This is a genomic window from Marinitoga hydrogenitolerans DSM 16785 (assembly GCF_900129175.1).
Taxonomy (GTDB): domain Bacteria; phylum Thermotogota; class Thermotogae; order Petrotogales; family Petrotogaceae; genus Marinitoga; species Marinitoga hydrogenitolerans.
Genome location: NZ_FQUI01000004.1, coordinates 73916 through 96092 on the forward strand (window position 1 = coordinate 73916; position 22177 = coordinate 96092).

The 22177-nt window shown below is 27.9% G+C and carries 21 protein-coding genes; 14 read left to right on the plus strand and 7 right to left on the minus strand.

Annotation, left to right across the window (positions count from 1 at the left end; genetic code table 11):
- Positions 1 to 186: 186 nt before the first annotated feature.
- The 9 genes from BUA62_RS02195 (at position 187) to BUA62_RS02235 (ending at position 9057) form a co-directional block, all read left to right on the plus strand.
- Positions 187 to 1587: an aminopeptidase gene (locus tag BUA62_RS02195; protein ID WP_072862993.1), complete on the plus strand. Its 1401-nt coding sequence runs from the start codon at positions 187 to 189 to the stop codon at positions 1585 to 1587.
- Positions 1588 to 1601: 14 nt separating this feature from the next.
- Positions 1602 to 2201 carry a hypothetical protein gene (locus BUA62_RS02200; RefSeq protein WP_072862995.1) on the plus strand — a complete coding sequence of 200 codons (600 nt, stop codon included), beginning with the start codon at positions 1602 to 1604 and terminating at the stop codon, positions 2199 to 2201.
- On the plus strand, positions 2185 to 2904 hold the full coding sequence (locus BUA62_RS02205; protein ID WP_072862997.1) for a hypothetical protein: 720 nt from the start codon (positions 2185 to 2187) through the stop codon (positions 2902 to 2904). The genes BUA62_RS02200 and BUA62_RS02205 overlap by 17 nt, the downstream gene beginning before the upstream one ends.
- A gap of 130 nt (positions 2905 to 3034) precedes the next feature.
- Positions 3035 to 3805 (plus strand): Fe-S cluster assembly ATPase SufC, encoded by a 771-nt coding sequence (gene sufC / locus BUA62_RS02210; RefSeq protein ID WP_143148305.1) that lies wholly within the window; start codon positions 3035 to 3037, stop codon positions 3803 to 3805.
- Between the two features lies 1 nt (position 3806).
- Positions 3807 to 5222, plus strand: coding sequence for a Fe-S cluster assembly protein SufB (gene sufB / locus BUA62_RS02215; protein ID WP_072862999.1), 1416 nt, complete (start codon positions 3807 to 3809; stop codon positions 5220 to 5222).
- Positions 5223 to 5250: 28 nt separating this feature from the next.
- Positions 5251 to 6477 carry a SufD family Fe-S cluster assembly protein gene (locus BUA62_RS02220; RefSeq protein ID WP_072863001.1) on the plus strand — a complete coding sequence of 409 codons (1227 nt, stop codon included), beginning with the start codon at positions 5251 to 5253 and terminating at the stop codon, positions 6475 to 6477.
- Positions 6434 to 7645, plus strand: coding sequence for an aminotransferase class V-fold PLP-dependent enzyme (locus BUA62_RS02225; protein WP_072863003.1), 1212 nt, complete (start codon positions 6434 to 6436; stop codon positions 7643 to 7645). The genes BUA62_RS02220 and BUA62_RS02225 overlap by 44 nt, the downstream gene beginning before the upstream one ends.
- The gene (gene sufU / locus BUA62_RS02230) at positions 7642 to 8064 is read left to right on the plus strand and encodes a Fe-S cluster assembly sulfur transfer protein SufU (protein ID WP_072863005.1); all 423 of its coding nucleotides are present in this window, start codon (positions 7642 to 7644) and stop codon (positions 8062 to 8064) included. The genes BUA62_RS02225 and sufU overlap by 4 nt, the downstream gene beginning before the upstream one ends.
- Before the next feature lie 57 nt (positions 8065 to 8121).
- Entirely contained in the window at positions 8122 to 9057 is a 936-nt protein-coding gene (locus BUA62_RS02235) for a GAF domain-containing protein (protein WP_072863007.1), read from the plus strand.
- Positions 9058 to 9181: 124 nt separating this feature from the next.
- Here BUA62_RS02235 and tmk read toward each other — a convergent pair whose 3' ends face one another.
- From tmk to ispD, 7 genes are read right to left on the minus strand one after another with little or no spacing between them, the layout of a single operon-like run.
- Positions 9182 to 9778 carry a dTMP kinase gene (gene tmk / locus BUA62_RS02240; RefSeq protein ID WP_072863009.1) on the minus strand — a complete coding sequence of 199 codons (597 nt, stop codon included), beginning with the start codon at positions 9776 to 9778 and terminating at the stop codon, positions 9182 to 9184.
- On the minus strand, positions 9762 to 10466 hold the full coding sequence (locus BUA62_RS02245; protein ID WP_072863011.1) for a tRNA1(Val) (adenine(37)-N6)-methyltransferase: 705 nt from the start codon (positions 10464 to 10466) through the stop codon (positions 9762 to 9764). The genes tmk and BUA62_RS02245 overlap by 17 nt, the downstream gene beginning before the upstream one ends.
- Positions 10463 to 12235 (minus strand): hypothetical protein, encoded by a 1773-nt coding sequence (locus BUA62_RS02250; RefSeq protein WP_072863013.1) that lies wholly within the window; start codon positions 12233 to 12235, stop codon positions 10463 to 10465. The genes BUA62_RS02245 and BUA62_RS02250 overlap by 4 nt, the downstream gene beginning before the upstream one ends.
- On the minus strand, positions 12236 to 13096 hold the full coding sequence (gene hflC, locus BUA62_RS02255; protein WP_072863015.1) for a protease modulator HflC: 861 nt from the start codon (positions 13094 to 13096) through the stop codon (positions 12236 to 12238). It lies immediately after the preceding gene.
- On the minus strand, positions 13093 to 14076 hold the full coding sequence (gene hflK, locus BUA62_RS02260; RefSeq protein WP_084670659.1) for an FtsH protease activity modulator HflK: 984 nt from the start codon (positions 14074 to 14076) through the stop codon (positions 13093 to 13095). The genes hflC and hflK overlap by 4 nt, the downstream gene beginning before the upstream one ends.
- Positions 14077 to 14092: 16 nt before the next feature.
- Positions 14093 to 14962, minus strand: a complete 870-nt coding sequence (locus BUA62_RS02265) for a deoxyribonuclease IV (protein ID WP_072863017.1) — start codon at positions 14960 to 14962, stop codon at positions 14093 to 14095.
- Positions 14955 to 15650, minus strand: coding sequence for a 2-C-methyl-D-erythritol 4-phosphate cytidylyltransferase (gene ispD / locus BUA62_RS02270; RefSeq protein ID WP_072863019.1), 696 nt, complete (start codon positions 15648 to 15650; stop codon positions 14955 to 14957). Before ispD ends, BUA62_RS02265 begins: the two co-directional genes overlap by 8 nt.
- Positions 15651 to 15760: 110 nt before the next feature.
- On the opposite strand from ispD, the gene BUA62_RS02275 reads away from it, so the two are divergent.
- From BUA62_RS02275 to gatB, 5 genes are read left to right on the plus strand one after another with little or no spacing between them, the layout of a single operon-like run.
- Positions 15761 to 16711: an ROK family protein gene (locus BUA62_RS02275; protein ID WP_072863022.1), complete on the plus strand. Its 951-nt coding sequence runs from the start codon at positions 15761 to 15763 to the stop codon at positions 16709 to 16711.
- Positions 16712 to 16715: 4 nt separating this feature from the next.
- Positions 16716 to 17426 carry a rhomboid family intramembrane serine protease gene (locus BUA62_RS02280; RefSeq protein WP_084670660.1) on the plus strand — a complete coding sequence of 237 codons (711 nt, stop codon included), beginning with the start codon at positions 16716 to 16718 and terminating at the stop codon, positions 17424 to 17426.
- A 6-nt stretch (positions 17427 to 17432) separates the two neighbouring features.
- Complete coding sequence (locus BUA62_RS02285) at positions 17433 to 18950, plus strand: HD domain-containing protein (protein ID WP_072863024.1); 1518 nt, start codon at positions 17433 to 17435, stop codon at positions 18948 to 18950.
- 28 nt (positions 18951 to 18978) lie between these two features.
- Positions 18979 to 20343, plus strand: coding sequence for an Asp-tRNA(Asn)/Glu-tRNA(Gln) amidotransferase subunit GatA (gene gatA / locus BUA62_RS02290; protein WP_327037248.1), 1365 nt, complete (start codon positions 18979 to 18981; stop codon positions 20341 to 20343).
- The gene (gatB, locus tag BUA62_RS02295; protein WP_072863028.1) at positions 20344 to 21777 is read left to right on the plus strand and encodes an Asp-tRNA(Asn)/Glu-tRNA(Gln) amidotransferase subunit GatB; all 1434 of its coding nucleotides are present in this window, start codon (positions 20344 to 20346) and stop codon (positions 21775 to 21777) included.
- Positions 21778 to 22177 lie beyond the last annotated feature (400 nt).

Genomic DNA, 22177 nt, shown 5'->3' on the forward strand with positions numbered 1-22177 from the left:
TAATATTATTATACTAAAAAACTTTATTTTTTTTAACCTCTATTTTTAGCTGTATATTATAAATAAATTCAATTACAATCAATGATATAATTTATGAACTGCTTTACACACTTTGAAAAAAAACAACAATATGATACAATTTAATTGTAAATATTTTTATAATAATACTTCTGGAGGTGAAAATACGTGGAAATTAAAAAATTACAGGAAAAACTCACAAGAAAAAAAATTTCAGTATGGGAAAAACGAGATCGAAAAATTATAGATAATTATGCAAACGGTTATAAAACATTTATCGACTATGCTAAAACAGAAAGAAAAGCTGTTGACTATACTGTAAAGGAATTAGAAAAACAAGGTTTTAAACCTTTAAATTACTTTTTAGAAAAAGGTTCAATAAAAGATGGTGATAAGATATATTATGTAAATAATTCAAAATCTTTATTTGCAATTAAAATAAAAGGTAGTTTGACAAATGGAATAAGTCTTGTAGGTGCTCATTTAGATGCTCCAAGATTAGACTTAAAACCAGAACCAATAATTGAAGATTCTGGAATAGCTATGGCAAAAACTCATTATTATGGTGGAGTAAAAAAATATCAATGGTTAAACATACCTCTTGAATTACATGGGGTTGTTATTAAAAATGATGGAACAAAGGTTGATGTTTCAATTGGTGATGATAAAAATGATCCTGTTTTCGTTATTTCTGATTTACTACCACATTTAGATAGAAGAAAAGGAAATATTTCAGAAGTATTTAAAGGGGAAGATTTAAATTTAATAATGGGCACAATCTCCATTTCATATGAAGAAGAAATAAAAGATAGTATAAAACTTAATATATTAAACATATTATATGAAAAATATGGAATTATTGAAGAAGATCTCATTTCTGCTGAATTAGAAGTAGTCCCTTCGTTACCAACAAGAGATGTTGGATTAGATAGATCATTAATTGCTGCTTATGGACATGATGATAGAATATGTTCTTATACAGCATTAACAGCTTTAATAGAATCCGAACCTGAAATTAGAAGTGCTGCTATATTATTAACAGATAAAGAAGAAATTGGAAGTGACGGAAACACCGGAGCAAAACATCATTTCTGGATTACTGTATTGAAAAAATTATTAAAACTACAGGGAAATACTAATATAGAATTAGACATAGACGATACATTATTAAATTCAACATTGTTATCCGCAGATGTTTCTGCTGCATTTGATCCAAACTTTAAAGACGTTCACGACCCTGCTAATGCTCCAAAATTAGGTTTTGGAATAGCAATCGCTAAATATACCGGAGCAAGAGGTAAAGCTGCAACAAATGATGCTAATGCTGAAGTTTTTGGAAAATTAAGAAAAATTTTTAATGAGAACGGAGTTATATGGCAAAGTGGGGAATTAGGAAAAGTAGATCAAGGTGGTGGCGGAACAATAGCCAAATTTTTCGCAGAAAAAGGTTTAAGTGTTATAGATGCGGGAGTTGCCCTTTTAGGGATGCATTCGCCTTATGAATTAGCCTCAAAAGCTGATTTATATGAAACATATTATGCATATAAGGTGTTTTTAAACAAAAATTAAATGGAAGTGAAAATTTGAAAATCTTTGCCGGCGCTCCTATTCACTTAATGGAATTTGAAAATGCTAATGTGAATTTAAATATAACCTCCCACTCATGGTCTTTTTTGGGCCAGAGTGGGGTTTCTGTCATTTTAAATAAAGATCATGTTAATATTTTTAATGGATTATCTGAAGAAGATTTAATCTCTTTTGAAACCAGATTAATTAACTTAAATGATGAATATAAAATACTTTTTTTATTACAACATGAAAGCTTCAAATTTGAAAACTATTTTTATGCTAAAATGAGAAATGCTGATTTAATCGTTTTAAGAATTGACTTATTAAACAAGTCTTCATATACTTATTTATTAAATGTTATTATTTCAAACATGTTCCTTGTAAAAATTCCTATTTTATTATTTAAAATTTTCAAAGAAACTCACGAAATATCTTATTTCTTTCCAGATGCAAATGATTATACTGTTTTTAAAGATTCACCTTACGCTTATATTGAAATAAAAAAAAGAAGAGAAAATATTATAATGTTGCATGGTTATTATAGAAATATGCTGCACAATAAATTATCTTTTTTCTTGAAAAAAGTTGGTGATTTAAATGAGAAATATTATTGATATATTAATTGAAAAATGGCTTTTCAATAGAGTAAAGCACAATTATTATAACAGTTTTAGAGACATATCTCATATGTCAAATAACGATTCTCATTTTTATCTTATAAATTTTGGTATCCTATCTTTAAAATTTTTTAAATTAAAACATATAACCGATTTAATAAATCAGTTCAAAAATAGTATAAAATTCAAAAATAAAATAGGTATAATAACCTTAAATAATTACTCAAAAAAATATATACGCTATGTTTCCGAAATAGCTGAGATTTTTGATATCCCTATTATTGTTTTATTTAAAAAAGAGTTATATATGATAAAAGAAAATACCATTAAAATTATCAACAACAGTGACTATTTTTATTTTAAAACTACCAAATTCTATTTTTTAAATAATTCATCAGATATATTATATCAATTAATGGATATCAGATTGGAAAATCCACATTTTTTAATAGTAAATAATGCTTATTGCCATCTACAAAAATATGAATTAAACTCTATTTCTTCTGCTTTATCTACTTATCTTATAGCATTTGATAAGAATAAATTGAGTATATACAAACCAGAAAATAATAATTCCATTGAATATAAATTAAAAGAACATTTTATCTTAAAATTTAATATTATTACGCTTTCAAATCTCAAAAACGGGATAACAAAATTTGATGAGAAAAAAATAGAACTGTTATTAAAATATATATAAAGCCGAAAGGCTTTTTTTAATATAAAATGCTATAATTAGTTACAAAATGTACAAAATATAAATTGACTTCTTTTATCTATTTTAGTATAATAACATTAGAATAAATACGACAAAAAAAGGAGGAATTGAAATGTTGTTAGAGGTAAAAAATTTAAAAGCAAAGGTTATTGAAGACAATAAAGATATATTAAAAGGTGTTAATTTAAATATCAATCCCGGTGAAATACATGTATTAATGGGACCAAATGGCTCTGGGAAATCTACACTATCAAATGTTATTATGGGATCTCCAAAATTCGAAGTTACTGATGGTGAAATATTGTTTAATGGTGAAAATATATTAGATTTAGATACTAATGAAAGGGCTAAAAAAGGGATTTTTTTAACTTTTCAACATCCACAAGAAATCGAAGGAGTAAAAATGAGACAATTTTTAATTAATGCATATAGGCACATGCATTCTGAAGAAAAAGTTTCACCTATAGAATTAAATAAAAGATTAATCAAATTATGTGAAGAGATTAATATAAAACCAGAATTTTTAGATAGATATGTTAATTCAGGTTTTTCAGGTGGAGAAAAGAAAAAAAGTGAAATATTGCAATTATTCTTTTTACAACCAAAATTAGTTATTATCGACGAAATAGATTCTGGATTAGATGTTGATGCTTTACGAGATGTTGCTGAAGCTATTAAAAAGCTTAAAAATGAAGATATGAGTATATTAATGATTACTCATTATCAAAGAATTTTGAAATATTTACATCCAGATTTTGTTCATGTTTATGTTGATGGAAGAATAGTTTATACAGGTGATGCTAAATTAGCAGAAGAAATCGAAGAAAAAGGCTATACTATATTAAGTGAATATGTGGATGTTGATACTGTGAAGGAGTGGTAATATGAAAGATATAAATAAAATAAATTATGAAGATTTAATGATAAATCAGTCAAAATTTGATTTTAGAAATGAAGCCAAATACGCATATAAAACACCTCCAGGATTAAATGAAAAGGTTATTAGAGAAATTTCAGAAGCTAAAAACGAACCAAAATGGATGTTAGAACACAGACTACAGGCTTTCAAAATTTTTGAAAATTATCATGAGCCACATTTTGGTGTTGATATAAGGAATTTAGATTTAAGTAAAATTGTAGCATATATGAAACCCGATGCTAAAAAATCAAATTCGTGGGATGATGTACCAGAAGAAATAAAAGATACATTTGAAAAATTAGGTATTCCAGAAGCTGAAAGAAAAGCTTTAGCTGGGGTTGGTGCCCAATACGATTCTGAAGTTGTTTATCAGCACATAAAAAAAGAATTAAATGATATTGGTGTAATCTTCGTTGACATGGAAACTGCTGTTAAAGAATATCCAGATTTAGTAAAAGAATATTTTATGAAACTTGTTCCTTCTCATAATCATAGATATGCTGCTATTCATGGAGCATTATGGAGTGGAGGTTCTTTTTTATATGTTCCAAAAGGGGTTAAAGTTCCTTTGCCATTACAAGCATATTTCAGGATGAACAACCCAGGAATGAGTCAATTAGAACATACATTGATTATCGCAGATGAAGGCTCAGAAGTAGAATTCATCGAAGGTTGTTCTGCACCATTTTATAATGTAACTAATTTACATGCTGGTATGGTTGAAATATATGTAAAAAAAGGGGCTAAAATGAAATACTCCACTATTCAAAACTGGAGTAAAAACACATATAATCTAAATACCAAAAGAGCTATCGTAGACGAAGATGGTTCAATGGAATGGGTTTCTGGTTCTTTGGGCAGTTTTAAAACTATGTTATACCCTATGACTATATTAAGAGGAAAAGGGGCTAAAAATAGTTCTGTTACATTAACATATGCCGGTCCTAACCAACATTTAGATACAGGATCAAAAGTTTTTCATCTTGCACCATATACAAGTTCAATCATTAATGCTAGAAGCATAAGCATTGGCGGTGGTTGGGCGTTTTATAGAGGCTGGGTAAAAATTGGTGAAAATGCAAAAGGCGCTAAATCTTCTGTTGAATGTAATGCATTGATGCTTGATAACAAATCTAAAAGTGATACAGTTCCATTAATTGAGGTTTTCACTGATGATGCTGATGTTGGACATGAAGCAAAAATTGGAAGAATATCCGAAGAACAAATATATTATTTAATGTCAAGAGGTTTGTCTGAAATAGATGCGAAAAACATGATTGTTAGAGGCTTCATTGAGCCGTTAGTTAAAGAATTACCGCTAGAATATGCACTTGAGTTAAATAAATTGATTAACTTAGAAGTTGAATCTTCTATAGGATAAAAACAAAAACAGAACCGGAGGTGTATTTATGTATGAAAAAGCACTTGTTTTAAGTCACAACAATTTTACCGCTACAGAATGGGAAGTGCCACAAATAAAATCAGATAAAGAATATGGTATAATTGAGATAGAAGAATCAAAAAAATATATTAATAACGAAAAACTAAATGAATTTCGTTTAAATAGATTTGAAGAATATAAAAAAATAGGATTTCCAAAATGGAAAAGAGCTAAATTAAATGGCTTTGATCCTTTACCATATAGACCAAAAATTAACTCTTTAATTTCTGAAAATTTAAAAAGCTTAAATGATTTAGACGATGAGGGAATATTAATTTTAAAAGATATGGATTTTGATGGCTCACATAGAAAATTTTTATTAATGTCCGATATTTTTTTTAATTCCGGTTTTTATTTAAAAACTTCAAATAAACAGGAAAATGAAATTTATACTGTCGAAACTATAATAGACAAAGATAATCCATTATATGATTTAGGGATAATTAATTTAGAAGAAAATAGTAAAGCTACTTTAATCAGATTTGTTAAATCAAACGGAAATTCATCAAAAATTGCTTCTTTAAGAGGCAAATTAAAAAAGAACTCTGAATTAACTATTATAAATATAAATTTATTTAATAATGATATTTCTACTGATAACATTTTCTTTGATATCGGTGAAAATGCTAAATTAACAATGTATGATATTAATATCGGAGGAAAGGTAAATGCTCCACATATTGTTATACGAATGGCCAATAAAGAAGGTAATGTCAACATTTATCCTTACTATTTAACTCAGGATGAAGAAATCATCGATATGTTTTATTTAATAAGATATTATGCTCCAAAAACATTCGGTCACATTTTAGGACATGGTGTTTTAATGGATTCTTCAAGAGTTATATTTAGAGGAAATTTAGATATTAAAAAGGGTGCAAAAGATGCTGATGCTGGAGAACAGGATTTTAATTTAATTCTCTCTGATAAAGCTCGTGTAATGGCCTATCCTTCATTATATGTTGATGAAAATGATGTAAATGCTGGTCATGCTGCCAGTATTGGAAGTATAGAAGAAGAACAACTATACTACATGATGACAAGAGGATATAGCAAAAGCGAAGCAAAAAAAGAAATAGCTTCCGGCATTTTCGAACCTGCAATTTCATTTGTTGAACAATATAATTCTAAAATAGTGGGGGAATTAAGAGATGTTATACAAAAAAGATTTGATAGAGAATTTTCCAATTCTTAAAAGAGAAATAAATGGAAAAAAAATAATTTACTTTGATAATGCTGCAACTACGTTAACACCAACAAATGTCACTAACGCTATTAAAGATTTTTATGATTATCATAACGCAAATGTGCACAGAGGAGCACATTTGCTTTCTAATGAAGCAACTGAAATGTATGAAAATGCAAGAAAAACTGTTGCGAAATTTATAAACGCTAAAACACAAGAGATTATTTTCACAAGAGGTACAACTGAATCAATTAATTTATTTGCTTATTCAATAGGCAAAAGTAACTGGTTAGAAAATAAAGAAGTTTTAATAACTACAATAGAACATCACTCTAATTTTGTTCCATGGCAACAATTATCAAAAATTTTTAATTTTAAAGTAAATTATTATAATCCAGAAAATAGTCTTTTTGAGTTAGATAAATTTTTTTCCAACATTACCGAGAATACAAAATTAATAAGCATTACAGGAATGTCAAACGTAACTGGTCAAGTTATTCCTATAAAAGAAATAATAAAATATGCTCATGAAAAAGACATATTAGTTCATATTGATGGCGCTCAATTAGTACCTCATTTTGGAATAGATGTTATTGAAACAGATATTGATTTCTTATCTTTTTCGGGACATAAAATGTTAGGACCAATGGGTATAGGTGTTTTTTATGGAAAGAAAAAATTCTTAAAAAAACTTCCACCATTTCAATACGGGGGAGAAATGATTAATTGGGTTAGTATAGAAAATACAGATTTCGCAGAATTACCAGAAAAATTCCAGGCTGGCACTCCAAATGTGGGTGGTGCCGTTGGTTTAAAAGCTGCTATTGAACTTTTAAATGAAATTGGTATGGAAAATATAAAAAAACATTCGAAAAAACTAACAAAATACGCTATTGACAAAATGAAAGAACTCGATTATATTAATCTATATACTTCTAAAGACACGTCTTCTGTTATAAGTTTTAATATCGACAATGTACATCCTCACGATGTTGCTCAAATCTTAAGCGATAAATTCGGGATAGCTGTTAGAAGCGGTCATTTATGTGCCCAGCCATTATTAAAACAATTAAATACAAAATCCGTATGTAGAGCAAGTTTTTATTTTTACAATACAGAAGAAGAAATTGATAAATTAATTGAAGGGATAAAATATATTAAGGAGTGGTTTAAATGAGCCTAGAAGATTTATACTCTGATATTATATTAGATTATGCAAGAAATCCTCAATTTCAAGGTGAAATTCCTGATGCAACTATGAAAGAAGATGGGAAAAATTTATCATGCGGCGATGAAATTACCTTATACTTAAAAGTTGAAAATAATATAGTAAAAAAAGCTAGATTTAGTGGCCATGGTTGTATTGTAAGTCAATCATCTGCTGCTCTTTTATGTGAATCTGTTGAAGGAAAAACATTAGACGAAGCTGAAAGAATTTTAGAAGAGGTTGAAAAAATGGCACAAGGCGAGGAATTTGATGAAAATATTGTTGGAAATGTTGGCATATATTCCGAAATATCTAAATTTCCTATAAGAGTTAAATGTTTTACTCTTGCATGGCATACTCTAGAGAATATATTAGATGAAATAAAGTAAGATACCTTAAATAATGGCTTTAGAGGATATACAACGGAATACGGGGGATGATTAAAAATGAATAGTAATTTTATAGAATTTTATCTAAAAATTATTGATTTAATTGATAAAAAGAATTTTTATGATTTTTATGATATGGAAAATATATTTGATATTATTTTATCAAAAGTATTATCATATAGTCCATTATTAACAACAGGAAGCATTATTTTAAGGGATGATGATGGTTATTTCAAATATATAGCAGCAAAAGGACATGATTTTAATATTCTAAAAAATATTGTTTTTAAAAAAAATAATATTTTTAAATATAGATTTTATAGCACCAATATTGTAAAAAATAAAATAGAATCAGAAACAACAGAACAGCTTGAATTACTTATAAAAGGTGGAAATTTATTAAATATAAAATCTTATTTATCTGTTCCTATTTTAATAAATAATGAAAACTTTGGATTTTTAAATATTGACAACTATAGTGATAAAAATATTTTTGATGACAATATAACAAAAATGGCAAAAGATTATTCAAAATTTATAGCTTCTATATATAAAGCCATTATAATGAAAAAAGAATTAAACCTTAAAACGTTGTTATTAAGAAAAACTGAAATTATAAACAATTATAATATTTATTCAAAAAATTTTTTAATTCAGAAAGCTCGTGATTTTTTCAAAAATTATGAGGAATTTATCTTCATAAATATCAAAATTAAAAATAATTTAGAAGAAAAAGAATTAAATTGTATAATAAATAGATTGCATAAACTATTTGAAGATGATTTTGTATTTTTTGATAATAATAACAAAGAATTTTTTATTTTATCTGAATATATTTCCAACTATTATTTTGAAACAAATGTAAAAAATGAATTATTAAAACCCATATTCTGGAATTATGAACTTATCCCAGAATTTGAATTCTATTTTTATAATATTCCCGATGATATAAATAACATTGAAAATTTTAAAAAAATCATAGATCATTATTAAACGCATCCCTTAAAAAAGCGTCAGTTTAAACTGACGCTTTTTTAATTCTTTTTAATTTTATTTAAGAATTAAGTTACCTATTTGTATTAGTTTGTTATTTATACACAAAAAATTTATGGCCTCTTTAAATATACTTTTTTATTATATTCAATAAAATATCAAATTCTTCGTTTAAACTTAATTCACCATTTATTATTTCAATATTCCTTTCAGGAAACCATTCTTTTAATTTCAAAAAGCCCTCTCTAACCTTTTTGAAAAACTCTTTTCCTTCACTTTCTATTCTATCTTTATTTTTATTTTCCATTCTTTTAAAAGACGTTTCAACAGAGATATCTACTACAATTGTTAAATCTGGCATTATTCCATCTAATGCATGTTTATTTATTTCATAAACCTCTTTCCAGCCTAAATCCCTTGCATAACCCTGATAAACAATTGAAGAATCTACAAATCTATCTAAAATAATAATTTTATTTTCATTTGGTTTAATTAATTCTTCTACTAACTGCGCTCTACTAGCAGCAAATAAAAGAGCCTCACTTGCATGACAAATATTATAATTACCCAATAGGAGTTCTCTAATTTTCTCACCAAGTTCTGTCCCACCAGGTTCTCTATTCCATATAACATTATAATTTTTTAATTTAAAATAATTTGTTAATTGTTTTGATAATGTGGATTTACCAGAGCTCTCTATTCCTTCAAATGTTATAAGCATCCTTTTCCTCCTTCAAATCATTTGAATTCTTTAAGAAAACAGGGGGGTGTATTTTTAAATTTTCACCACCATTTTTTCTTAGAATACCTCCTATTAATTGGCATTCTGTATGCTTTTTCCCATAAGCAAGATACATTTCTTGAAGCATAAATTTATGTTTCTTTGCTAAATCTAAAAAACTCATAAAATGAACGGGATGGTATACAAAAATAAATCTCTTTTTATTTTTTAACGCATATTTTGCTGCTTTAAAAAATTTTTCTAAATTCTCTTTATCAAAAGTCCTTGCCACTTTTCTTTCCTCGTAAGGACTTATTAACGATTTGCTTGAATAATGCGGTGGATTTGTTATTATACAATCTATTGATTCACATTCAATATATTTTGATATATTTTCTATATCATCATTTATAAATCTTACTCTTTTTTCTAATTTATTATTTTTTAAATTTTCTAAAGAATATTCATATGGTTCTCTTTGCAACTCAAATCCTATAATTTCAATATTACTATAGATTTTAGCTAAAGATAAAGATACACTACCTATTCCGGATCCTAATTCTAAGATTTTTTTTTCACCTTTTAATAATTTAGATATCTCTATAAGGAATGTTGTCCCATGAGTTGGTGAATGAAATTTATTAGGCGATTTTAAATCCAATTCTCTAAATATTTTATCAAGATTCATTGAATCACCACACTGGTATTGGTACTAATTGTAGTAATATTTGTATTAAATATTTCACTTCTTGAATAATCTGAAATATTTATTTTTTCAACATTTGAATTAATTATTTTAGACCATGAAAATCCATCTTGCTTTATATTTTTAATATTCGTTTTATTTAAAAATATTTTACTTAATCCATTAATATTCAAATTAACAAAAGAAGATTTATCCGACTTTAAAATATTTACATTTTGTAAATTTAATGTGTTAAATGTACTTTCTTTAATATATATTTCTTCGGCATTATGTAAATTTAAATTACTTTTATATCCTAATGTATTATACAAACATATTCTAAAATCATTTACAGAAAGCAAATCGGAACCTTCTAAAAATTCCGAGTCTTCCAAATATATTAATTTAGCATTATTCCCTACTATCCTAACCTTATCAAAAATTGTTTTTGATGCAATAAAGATTCCACCATCAACAATAATTTCACCATTCCCACTAATCAAGGATTTTCCTGCCCCTGGCATAATGAAAAACAATCCTTTTATTACTAATTTAGAATTAGAAACAAATTTCAAAATACTTCCCGATTCAACCATAACTATGCTCTTTTCGCCTAATATTGTTTGACCACCTATTAAAAATTCTGAATTTATTTGTGGCAAATAAAGATTTTCCTCTGATGAATCAAGAATATTTCTCACCAGATGTACAAATGTCCCAGAAAATCTAATGGTTGGTCGTGAAGGAAAACTTAATGTCCCAAACTTACTCTTTTTTCTAATCATTGCAACATTAGAGTCTGTAATTCTCGCATAGGCTGCTTTAGTCTCTAATTCCTGCTTCCAACCATAATCATATGGCGTTTCCACAATATATGACTCAACATCAGTTTCATAATCCCATCCAAAAGTATCAACTGAAAAATCTATCAATCTTGGATTACCTTTAGCCATTGATGGAATATTTCTTTCTAATTCTATATTTACTTTTTTTTCTGTATAGTTATCACCATTATCTATAACAATTAACGTTCCTACTTTAGATTCTTCAGAAAGAACTTCATCTATATTAATTAATGAGTAACTATTTCTATCTGTTTTTAATAACACTTTTAAATTCTCTACTGGTGTCCAATCATCAGATATCTTAATATTTGTTTTACCAAATAATGCTATTTTTAAATCTGTATTCAATATTTTCGGCTTTTCATCATTATTAGTATTTATTTCGATTACTTTTGTTTTAGACTTATTATTATAAGTATCAACTGCATACAGATTATATTTTATAATACCCATATTCTTTTTTAATGGGATTTTTAAATTAATATTGAAATTATATTTTTCTTTAGCATTTTCTAAAACAAAATTTTTTAAATCTGTTGCGGGTGAAGATGCTGTAATGTATAACTCCCCACTTTTTATAAAATAATTTAAAAATGCTATATCTGGTGGAGTATTGTCAAAATAAATAGTTATCTTTTTTTCGCTTACTTTCTTTTTTTTAGAAAAAACCTGAACAAAAACAATGTTTTTTCCTTCTTTTAAATTTAAAAAATAATAATAATTTCCATCATTTTTATATTTTATTTCATTATTGTTTTCATCAAAGAATTTTAATTCATAATTATCCAAATTAACACCAATTTTAATGGGAAAAGAAGGTGACGCAACGTCACCTTCAATTGTTATTTCTACTTTTTCTTGAGAATAAAAACATGAATTTAAAACAAATAAAGTTAAAACTATTAATAGTATTAAACTTTTTTTCATCTATTTTCCCTCATACAAATATTTTAAAATTGGCGAATCTGGTGATAATAATATCATACCATCTTTAAATGATTTTTTATAAATATCAGCCATTCTTCTTAATTCAAAAAATTCCGGACTTTCACCATATGCCTCTGCATATATTGAAATAACGCTGGCATCTGCTGTTCCTCTTATTATTTCTGCATTTTTTTCTGCTTCAGAAACTATAATTTTTACTTTTTTATCTGCCTCTGCTTTGATTATTTCAGATTCTCTTTGACCTTCTGCCCTTATTTGTGCAGCAATAGAATATCTCTCTGCCATCATTCTATTATATACAGATTTTGAAATATCTGGTGGTAAATCTGTTCTTTTTACCCTTACATCTACAATTTCAATACCAAATTGCCTTAAATTTTCACTACTTCTTTTGGTTATTTCATTTAACATCTCTTCTCTTTTCTTTGATAAAACCTCATCTAAAGTATATTTAGCAACTAAATCCCTTACATTAGAATACACAACATCATCTATTCTTGTTAAAGCTAATTGAACTGATCTCATACTCTCTATAAATGTTTTTGGATCATTTATTCTCCAAATTGTATACGTGTCGACAATAACTGTTTTTTTATCAGCAGTGATTATTCTTTCTGGTTCAATATCATATAACATAAGTCTTCTTTCAAATTTTACAACATTATCGATAAAAGGTGTTTTAAACCTTATTCCTGGTTCTGTAACAACCTTTTGAATTTGTCCAAATCTTAACACAACTGCTTGTTGTTCTTGATTAACAATAAATAAAGAAGTGTAAACAAATAATATTACTACTACTAAAAATATTCCTAATATTATTAATTTTGATCTTTTTTTCATTTTGTACCACCACCTATTTCAGGTAAATTAAGCAGTTTAAGTGTTCCAGAACTGTCAACAATTATTTTCTGTTTTGAATTTTCTAATAAATCCTGAATAGCTTCTAAAATTATTCTTTTTCTTGTAATATCTCTTGCTGCTTTATATTCTTTCAACATAGCTTTAAATCTCTTTGTTTCACCAGTAGCAATAGCAACAGTTTCATAAGAATAAGCTTCAGCTGCTCTTAAAATCTTTTGAGCCTGACCTTCTGCCTTAGGAATAACATCATTAGCATATCTATTAGCTTCGTTTATGAATTTTTCTTTATCCTGTTTTGCACTATTAACATCGTCAAATGCTTTAACAACTTCATCTGGAGGAGCAACTTCTTGCAAATAAACATTTTCTACTTTAATTCCTGCGCCATAACTATCTAATATCTTTTGCACCTTTGCTGCAGTTTCCATAGCGATTCTATCCCTTTCAGAAGTTAAAACATTATCAATTGGATTAATAGCTACCATTTCTCTTAAAACGCTTTCTGTTGCAAATTTAACCATATCAAAACCATTCAAAACCCTAAATTCGAATTTTACCGGATCGGCAATTCTATATTGCACAACAGCTTCAAGACTTACTATATTCTCATCACCCGTTATCATTAAAGATTCCTGTGTCACTGGTTGATATTCAATTCGTCCTCTATAATTTACCGTTCTAAACCCTATCTCTATTTTTTTTAAAGTTTTAATATCAACTATCCTATGTGATTGAAACGGATATGGTAAACGCCAATGAATTCCCGGTCCCGTGCTTGATGTGTATTTACCAAAAGTTAAAACCAACCCCATTTCAGATGGTCCTACTTGATAAATACTTGTACTTAAATATCCCAGAATCAACAATATCACTACTAACCAGGTGATCCTCTTAAAAAAATTCTTACTTCTTTTTGGTTTCTCCTCTTCAACATCGAAGATCTCGAAGTTGTCAGTCATACTCCATCCCTCCTATTTACTGAATTTTGATTTTGTTACTATCAAATATTGTTTTAATTACTTTAATATCTTCAGCATGTTCTTCATCACCACCAGGTGTTTCAAGATGCATCGGCAATCTAACAATTTCATCAAAAGATAAAAATGTTTCAAATCCTGCTAATCCGATTTCACCTTTACCAATAAATTCATGTCTGTCTTTACCAGCACCCAATGGAAATTTAGAATCATTCAAATGTATCATTTTAAACTTATCTAATCCTATATACTTCTCTATTTCATCTAACAATCTTTTTACATCATCCTTATCTCTAATATCATAATTAGAATCAAATCCATGACATGTATCATATGTAATTCCTAATTTATCTGAAAAATTACTTCTTTTTATTATTTCACCAAGTTGTTCTATATTCCAACCAATATTGCCACCTTTTTTTGCTACATTTTCAAGTAAAATGACAACATTTAAACCCTTTAACTCTTCTAAAATAATATCTAATGCTTTAGCTATTCTATCATACCCATACTTTTCTCCTTCACCAAGATGTGATCCTGGGTGAACATTAAAATATTTAATTCCTAACATATTTGTTATCTTTAACTCCTCTGTCATTAAATTAATTGATTTTTTCCAATTTTCATCGTTTGGTGTAGCAAGATTTATCAAATATCCTGAATGAACAAGTACATCATCAAAAGATATATTAAACTCTTTCATTTTTTCTTTAAATTTAATTATATCTGATTCTTTTGGCTGTTTAACTTTCCATGTTCTTGGACTGTGAGAAAATATTTGAAAAGTGTTTCCATCAATATTTCTTGTTGCCTCTGGAATTTTGTAAAATCCTTTAGAAGTACTCATATGCGCGCCTATTTTAAGCATTTATTTTACCTTCCTTTATCAACCACTTTGCAAATTTTAAATCAAATTCCGTTGTTATCTTTACATTATATTCCTCACCAGAAATAATTCTAACAAAGTTTCCTGCCTTATGAAAAATACTTGCATCATCTGTAAAACTTTTCAGTTCATTTTCAAAATTTGTATATGCCTTGTATAATTTATGAAAATCAAAAGTTTGTGGTGTTTGATGCAAAAATATTTCATTTCTATCCAATATTTTATCAATAACATCTCCAACAACATGAGACACAGAATTCTTTTCTGGCAAAGCCAAAATTGCAGAACCATATTTTTTTGCAATTTCTATACCTTCATTTATTTTATCTATGCTAACAAAAGGCCTTGCTGCATCATGTATAGAAACAAACAACACATCAAACCCAAAGTTATTATATATATTTTTTAAAGCATTATAAACGGATTCTTGTCGTGATTCGCCACCCTTAATTATACCATATACTTTGTTAAGATTATAGCATTCCTTTTTCGTTTCTTCCATAAACTCCTCATTAGCCACTACGACTATTTTATTAATTAATTCTGAATATTCATATTTTTCTAATGCAATTCTTAACAAACTTTTACCTAAAATCTGGTAAAATTGTTTAGGGTAGGATAATTTTGTTCTTTCTCCCTTCCCTGCAGCAACAATAATACCAATATTCATAAAATCACCTCAATAATAAATAATAAGAAAAATATTAGTTACTCTAGCTTTATTATACTACATAAACATGTTAAAATTACAATTAAGAGATTACGAAAGGAGAGGAAAAAATGTATTTAATAGGTGTTGACCTTGGAGGAACTGAAATAAAAACAGGCCTGGTATCAAAAGATAAAGGAATAATAAATAAAGTTGCAATTCCAACTGAAGCCAACCTCGGCGCCCAAAAAGTAGCTGAAAACATTATAAAAACAATAGAAATTGTAGCCGAAAATAATATGGATAAAATTGAAGGTATTGGTATAGGTTCACCTGGCTCAATAGACAGAGATCATGGTATTGTAAGATATGCTCCAAATTTACCTTTTCATAACTTTGAACTTTCAAGAATTATTATCGAAAAATTAAAGATACCTACATTTGTGGAAAATGATGCTAATGCTTTTGCTTTAGGCGAATGGTATTTCGGATCAGCTCAAGGTTTAAAACATTTCGTTGCTTTGACATTAGGAACAGGTATAGGAGGAGGAGTTGTTTCACACGGAATATTAATAACAGGTAAAGATGGAATTGGAACAGAATTGGGTCATATTATTGTAGATCCAGACGGACCGTTATGCGGTTGCGGTTCAAGAGGATGTATAGAAGCAATTGCTTCAGCAAGAAATACTGCCAGATGGGCAAAGGAATTTTCTGCAAAAATCCCTGAAAATAAAATAGTAGAATTTGCTGGAAAAGTTGAAAACATTGAATCAAAACATGTATTCATGGCTTTAGAACATAATGACCCTGTAGCAAAAATGGTTGTAGATAAAATCACTGATGCTTTAGCAAAAGCTATTGGAAATTTTGTTCACATATTTAACCCAGAAATGATTATAATCGGTGGAGGCATGAGTAAAGCAGGTAAATCTCTATTGGATCCTATAATAGAAAAGGTTAACTTTTATTTAATGCCATCATTTAGAAATTCTTTTAAAATACTGTTATCATCGTTAGTTGAAGATGCGGGAATATTGGGAGCATCTGCTTCGGCAATTTATCATTCAAGATCGAGGTGAAAAAATGGAATATATAAAAAAGTTTTTTAACTTTGACAATGTAACGCAAAAAATATTTACATTAAATATTGTTGTTTTTGTATTAATGTTTGTTTTTGGCGGAGGATTTCGTGCTTTTTCTAATGTCTATACCCTCATCTTTGCAGGGGCACAGTATGGAAAATTAATAATTATTTCTCATCAATATTTTAGATTCATTACTGCAATGTTTGTTCATGGAGGATTCCTGCATTTATTTTTTAATATGTATGCATTATATTATATTGGCAATATTGTAGAAAGGGTATATGGCCCACATAAATTTATAACTATTTATCTTGCTTCTGGTATTGGTGGTTCATTATTAACTCAAATATTTATTCCAGATTCATTTTCTGTTGGCGCTAGTGGAGCTATATTTGGATTAATTGGCTTATTATTTGGAGCGGGATTTAGAGAAGACACTCCACCAATGTTAAAACCTGTGACAGGAACCGCACTACTGCCTGTTATAATAATAAATTTATTTTTAGGTTTCACATCCCCTGGAATAAATAACTTTGCCCATATTGGAGGACTAGTAACAGGGTTTACATTTGGTTGGTTAACCTCTGTTTCTGATACATATACTTCATATAAATATTGGAAAATACTGGCTTATGTTAGCTTAGCATTAATCTTAATTTCATTCATATGGCTTTTAATTTTCGACATACAATTTTTAATAGGGGGCTAAAAAATTATGGAAAAGTTATATTTCAAAGTATCTAGAGATCCGATCTATTCAGAAATTTTTATATATCCTTTAGAAATAATAATAGCTGATACACCATTAGTACAAAGACTAAGATATTTAAGCCAATTAGCTGGAGCAGAATATGTTTATCCAAGTGCTACACATACAAGATTTTCGCATTCTTTAGGAGTTATGCATATTGCGGGTTTATATGCTAAAAAACTTTTTGAAAATAATCATCAAAAAACAAGAATATTAAGACTTGCGGGACTTGTTCATGATTTAGGACATGGACCATATAGCCATCAATTTGATGATGTTATATATAAAAGAATGGGATTAACTGATGGACATGATGAATATAGAAAAAAAATATTAAACACTAAATTAATTGATCAGGCATATGATGTATATAAAAAGCTAAACGATCCAAGAACAAAAAAAGATTTTTTAAAAGACTTGTCTTTAACAGTTGAAAGAGAAATAAAAGACAATGAAAAATCTATAAAAGATGGATTAAAAGATGTAATGACAATGATAAATGAATTATTCGAAGCAGAAAATACAGGAGGTAGCCCTGAATTTAATATTGTCCAGGGGCCACTCGGGGCAGATAGATTGGATTTTGTCTTAAGAGATTCATATTATGCTGGAACAAGAGATTTTGGGACTGGTGATTTAGATAGAATAATAAGAAACGCATCAATAAAAACTCTTAATAATAAAGAAAAACTATGTTATAACATTAAAATTATAGATAATATATATACCGTATTATTTGCACGTTTTATGATGTACAAAAACGTTTACTTCCATAAAACATCAAGAGCCGCTGATCAAATGATTCAAGAAATTCTAAGACTTGCTGATGATATACTTGATTTAAAATCAAGGGTTCGTGATCTTGACAAATTTACATCTTTAACAGATCAAAGAATAATTAACGAAATTGAGATGGTATACGAAGAATTATATGAAAAGAAAGAAAATGAATTATTTAGTATAAACCCTGAATTAATGCAAAAAGCGGATAAAATTGCTAAAGCCTATATTTTGGTTAAAAGATTAAAATCAAGAGACTTGTGGAAATTATTAATAGAAATTCCTTTTTCAACAACAGGTCTTGATCCTTCAGTGATAAGCGTTAGTGTAGCTGAAAACGTTTTAAAACAATTAAAAGAAAATATTAAAAAAACTATTAATACCGAAATATCAAAAGAAGAAAAACAAGAATTGTCATATATACTCGATAATTTTGAAAAGTTATTTATCATTGATACCCCATATAAATTAGCTCTTATGCATCCAAAAGAATTTTTATCAACAGATGTGTCTATATTGGATTATAATGGAGACATTCTAAGGTTTGATGAAGTTTTTGAAAGATATCCCGCTTATAAATTCATGGAAAGCAATTTAATTCAAATTTCAAGAATTTATTTAACAGAAGACAAAAGAGAAATATTGAAAAAATTAAATTTAATACCAAAAGTGGGTGGAATCAACATTACAACAAGATGGTAATATAATCAGTAATTTATGTGACTAAAAGATTGAAAAGAGGAGGGAACAAATGAAAAATTTTAATTTTAATATTGAACAAGCAAAAGAAATAAATAAAAAAATAAATGCTGTATTAGAATTCAAAATAATAAAAGGAAATGAAAATGGAAAATTCTACTCAACACCTTTTTTAGTTAAAGATAATATACAGGTTTTAGGAACAAAAAACACCTGCGGATCAAAAATCCTTGAAAATTATAATTCAACATATACAGCAACAGCAGTTCAAAAATTATTAGATGCTGGATTTACAGTAGTTGGAAAAACAAATTTAGACGAATTCGCTATGGGTGGTTCAAATGAAAATTCTGCATTCGGTCCTGTAAAAAATCCGTGGGATTTAGAAAGAATACCTGGTGGCTCAAGTGGAGGTTCTGCTGCTGCAGTTGCTGCTAAAATAGTCCCTTTTGCTTTAGGCTCTGATACCGGCGGATCCGTCAGACAACCAGCTTCTTTTTGTGGAATTGTTGGATTCAAACCAACATATGGCGCTATTTCAAGATATGGGTTATCAGCCTTTGCTTCATCTCTAGACCAAATTGGTGTGTTAGCCTCAAATGTGGAAAATGCTGCAATTACAACTGAAATAATGAGTGGAAAGGATGAAAATGACGCTACCTCATTGAATATAAACTGGGATTTAACATCTAACTTAAACAAAAAATTAAATAATTTAAAAGTAGCCATTCCAAAAGAGGTTTTTGAATTAGATGGCGTTGATAAAGATATATTATCGAAATTTAAAGAAACAATTCAAATACTAAAAAATAATGGCGTTGAAATTGACGAAATAAATATTCCTCATTTAAAATATACTGTTTCCATATATTATATTATCGCACCTTCAGAAGCCAGCTCAAATCTTTCAAGGTATGATGGTATGAGATATGGTTTAAGAACTGAAAATGACGCATTAAAAAAGACATATATGCAAACAAGAGATAAAGGATTTGGACTCGAAGTAAAGAGAAGAATATTTATGGGAGCATTTACTTTAAGTTCTGCATATTACGACGCATATTTTGCAAAAGCTGCAAAAATAAGGAATTTATTAAATCAAGATTTCACAAAAGCTTTTGAAGAATATGATGCTATCTTAACTCCAACCTCACCAATATTACCACCTAAAATTGGTGAGTTAAAATCTCCTTTACAATATTATTTAATGGACTTATTTACAATACCAGCAAATATGATTGGAGCTCCTGCTATTAGCATTCCTGCTGGTAAAATAAATGAACTTCCATTCGGAATACATTTAATATCAAAACCTTTAAATGACGCAAACTTACTAAGAATAGCTAAACAATTTGAAGATATATTTGGAACTCTCGAATTGCCGGAGGTGCTTTAAATGAAATATAAAACAACAATAGGACTCGAAATCCATACGCAATTATTAACAAAAACAAAAGCTTTTTGTTCCTGTTCTGCAAATGCTTTTGAAAGTGAACCAAATTCAAATATTTGTCCTGTTTGCACAGGACAACCTGGCGCATTACCTGTATTTAACGAAGAGGCATTAAATCTTGGTATTAAAGCAGCTATCGCTTTAAATGCTGATATAAATGAATATTCGAGATTCGATAGAAAAAATTATTTCTACCCTGATTTGCCAAAAGGTTATCAAATAACACAATATTTTCATCCTTTAGCAAATAATGGATATATAGAAATAGATGATAAAAAAATACGTATTAACAGAATTCACCTTGAAGAAGATTCAGGTAAAATGTTTCATGCTGGCGAAGACTTAGAAAATGCATCATATAGCTTTGTTGACTATAACAGAAGTGGAATACCTTTAATTGAAATAGTAACAGAACCTGATATAGAATCTCCAGAAGAAGCACGAAAGTTTATGGAGAAATTGAGAAATATCTTAAGATATGCTGAAATATCATCTGGAGACATGGAAAAAGGTGCTTTAAGATGTGATGCGAATATTTCAATAACAGATTTAGAAAAAAACATACAAAGTAATAGAGTTGAAGTAAAAAATATTAATTCTTTTAAATTTGTTGAAAAAGCACTTGAATATGAAAGAAATAGAATTATAGAATTAATGGAAAAAGGTGAAAACATCCCCCAAGAAACAAGAGGATGGAATTTTTCTACAAAATCCACATTTTCTATGAGATCAAAAGAAGAAGAAGCTGATTATAGGTATTTTCCCGAACCAGACATACCGCCTGTTATCGTTACTCAAGAAAAAATTAATGAAATCAAAAAAACAATGCCTGAAATGATAGATGAAAAAACAAAAAGATTTATTGATGAATATAAAATAAAAGAATATGATGCTGAAATCTTAGCAGGTGATAAGGATTTAGCAAATTACTTTGAAAAAGCTGCAAAAATTGTTAAAAATCCACAATTTGTAAGTAATTTGATAATCACAGATTTAATGAGAGAAATGAATAAAAATAATGTTGAATTAAAAGACGTAAAAATAAAAGCAAAGCATTATAAAGAATTAGAAGAATTAATAAATTCTGGAAAGATTTCAACAAAAATAGCAAAAGATGTATTTATTGAAATGTTTAAAAGTGGAAAGATGCCTTCTGAAATTGTTAAAGAAAAAGGTTTGGAACAAATTGATGATGATTCAGTTATAGAAGAAATTGTCAAAAAAATTATTGAAAATAATCAAAAACAATATCAACAATATAAAAATGGAAAAACAAAATTATTTGGATTCTTTGTTGGTCAGGTTATGAAAGAAACAAAAGGAAAAGCAAATCCACAAAAAGCAAATGAAATTGTAAGGAAACTATTAGATGAATAAAAAATCCATCCCGTTATCCCGTTTTTCTTTTTATAATTTCTTTTTTATATTATAAAAAATGAGGCTTCTATCAAAATAAGAAGCCTCATATATTAATTAAAATGAATATTTCCATCTTAAGAAGAATTCTCCCGAGTTTGACAGCAATTTAAGGAAAAATGAAAAAATTGGACGGTAAAATGCGTATTTGAGGTGTGTAAATCTAGGTCAGTCGAAAAAGTGTGTGGCTAACTTTTTATGATATTTTTGCATATAACTATTGATTTTACTAACTTTTAGTGGTATAATATATATGAAAACCACTAAAAGGAGATGGCATGATGTTCGTTAAAATATCAAAGGTGAAAGGAAAAAAGTATTTAAGAGTAATGGAAAGTGTAAGAGAAAATGGTAAAGTAAA

Bases quoted from the DNA above. Each gene is read 5' to 3' on its own strand.
- BUA62_RS02205 (WP_072862997.1), top strand. From the start codon at position 2,185: ATGAGAAATATTATTGATATATTAATTGAAAAATGGCTTTTCAATAGA.
- sufC (WP_143148305.1), top strand. From the start codon at position 3,035: ATGTTGTTAGAGGTAAAAAATTTAAAAGCAAAGGTTATTGAAGACAAT.
- sufB (WP_072862999.1), top strand. From the start codon at position 3,807: ATGAAAGATATAAATAAAATAAATTATGAAGATTTAATGATAAATCAG.
- BUA62_RS02220 (WP_072863001.1), top strand. From the start codon at position 5,251: ATGTATGAAAAAGCACTTGTTTTAAGTCACAACAATTTTACCGCTACA.
- BUA62_RS02225 (WP_072863003.1), top strand. From the start codon at position 6,434: ATGTTATACAAAAAAGATTTGATAGAGAATTTTCCAATTCTTAAAAGA.
- sufU (WP_072863005.1), top strand. From the start codon at position 7,642: ATGAGCCTAGAAGATTTATACTCTGATATTATATTAGATTATGCAAGA.
- BUA62_RS02235 (WP_072863007.1), top strand. From the start codon at position 8,122: ATGAATAGTAATTTTATAGAATTTTATCTAAAAATTATTGATTTAATT.
- tmk (WP_072863009.1), bottom strand. From the start codon at position 9,778: ATGCTTATAACATTTGAAGGAATAGAGAGCTCTGGTAAATCCACATTA.
- BUA62_RS02245 (WP_072863011.1), bottom strand. From the start codon at position 10,466: ATGAATCTTGATAAAATATTTAGAGAATTGGATTTAAAATCGCCTAAT.
- BUA62_RS02250 (WP_072863013.1), bottom strand. From the start codon at position 12,235: ATGAAAAAAAGTTTAATACTATTAATAGTTTTAACTTTATTTGTTTTA.
- hflC (WP_072863015.1), bottom strand. From the start codon at position 13,096: ATGAAAAAAAGATCAAAATTAATAATATTAGGAATATTTTTAGTAGTA.
- hflK (WP_084670659.1), bottom strand. From the start codon at position 14,076: ATGACTGACAACTTCGAGATCTTCGATGTTGAAGAGGAGAAACCAAAA.
- BUA62_RS02265 (WP_072863017.1), bottom strand. From the start codon at position 14,962: ATGCTTAAAATAGGCGCGCATATGAGTACTTCTAAAGGATTTTACAAA.
- ispD (WP_072863019.1), bottom strand. From the start codon at position 15,650: ATGAATATTGGTATTATTGTTGCTGCAGGGAAGGGAGAAAGAACAAAA.
- BUA62_RS02275 (WP_072863022.1), top strand. From the start codon at position 15,761: ATGTATTTAATAGGTGTTGACCTTGGAGGAACTGAAATAAAAACAGGC.
- BUA62_RS02280 (WP_084670660.1), top strand. From the start codon at position 16,716: ATGGAATATATAAAAAAGTTTTTTAACTTTGACAATGTAACGCAAAAA.
- BUA62_RS02285 (WP_072863024.1), top strand. From the start codon at position 17,433: ATGGAAAAGTTATATTTCAAAGTATCTAGAGATCCGATCTATTCAGAA.
- gatB (WP_072863028.1), top strand. From the start codon at position 20,344: ATGAAATATAAAACAACAATAGGACTCGAAATCCATACGCAATTATTA.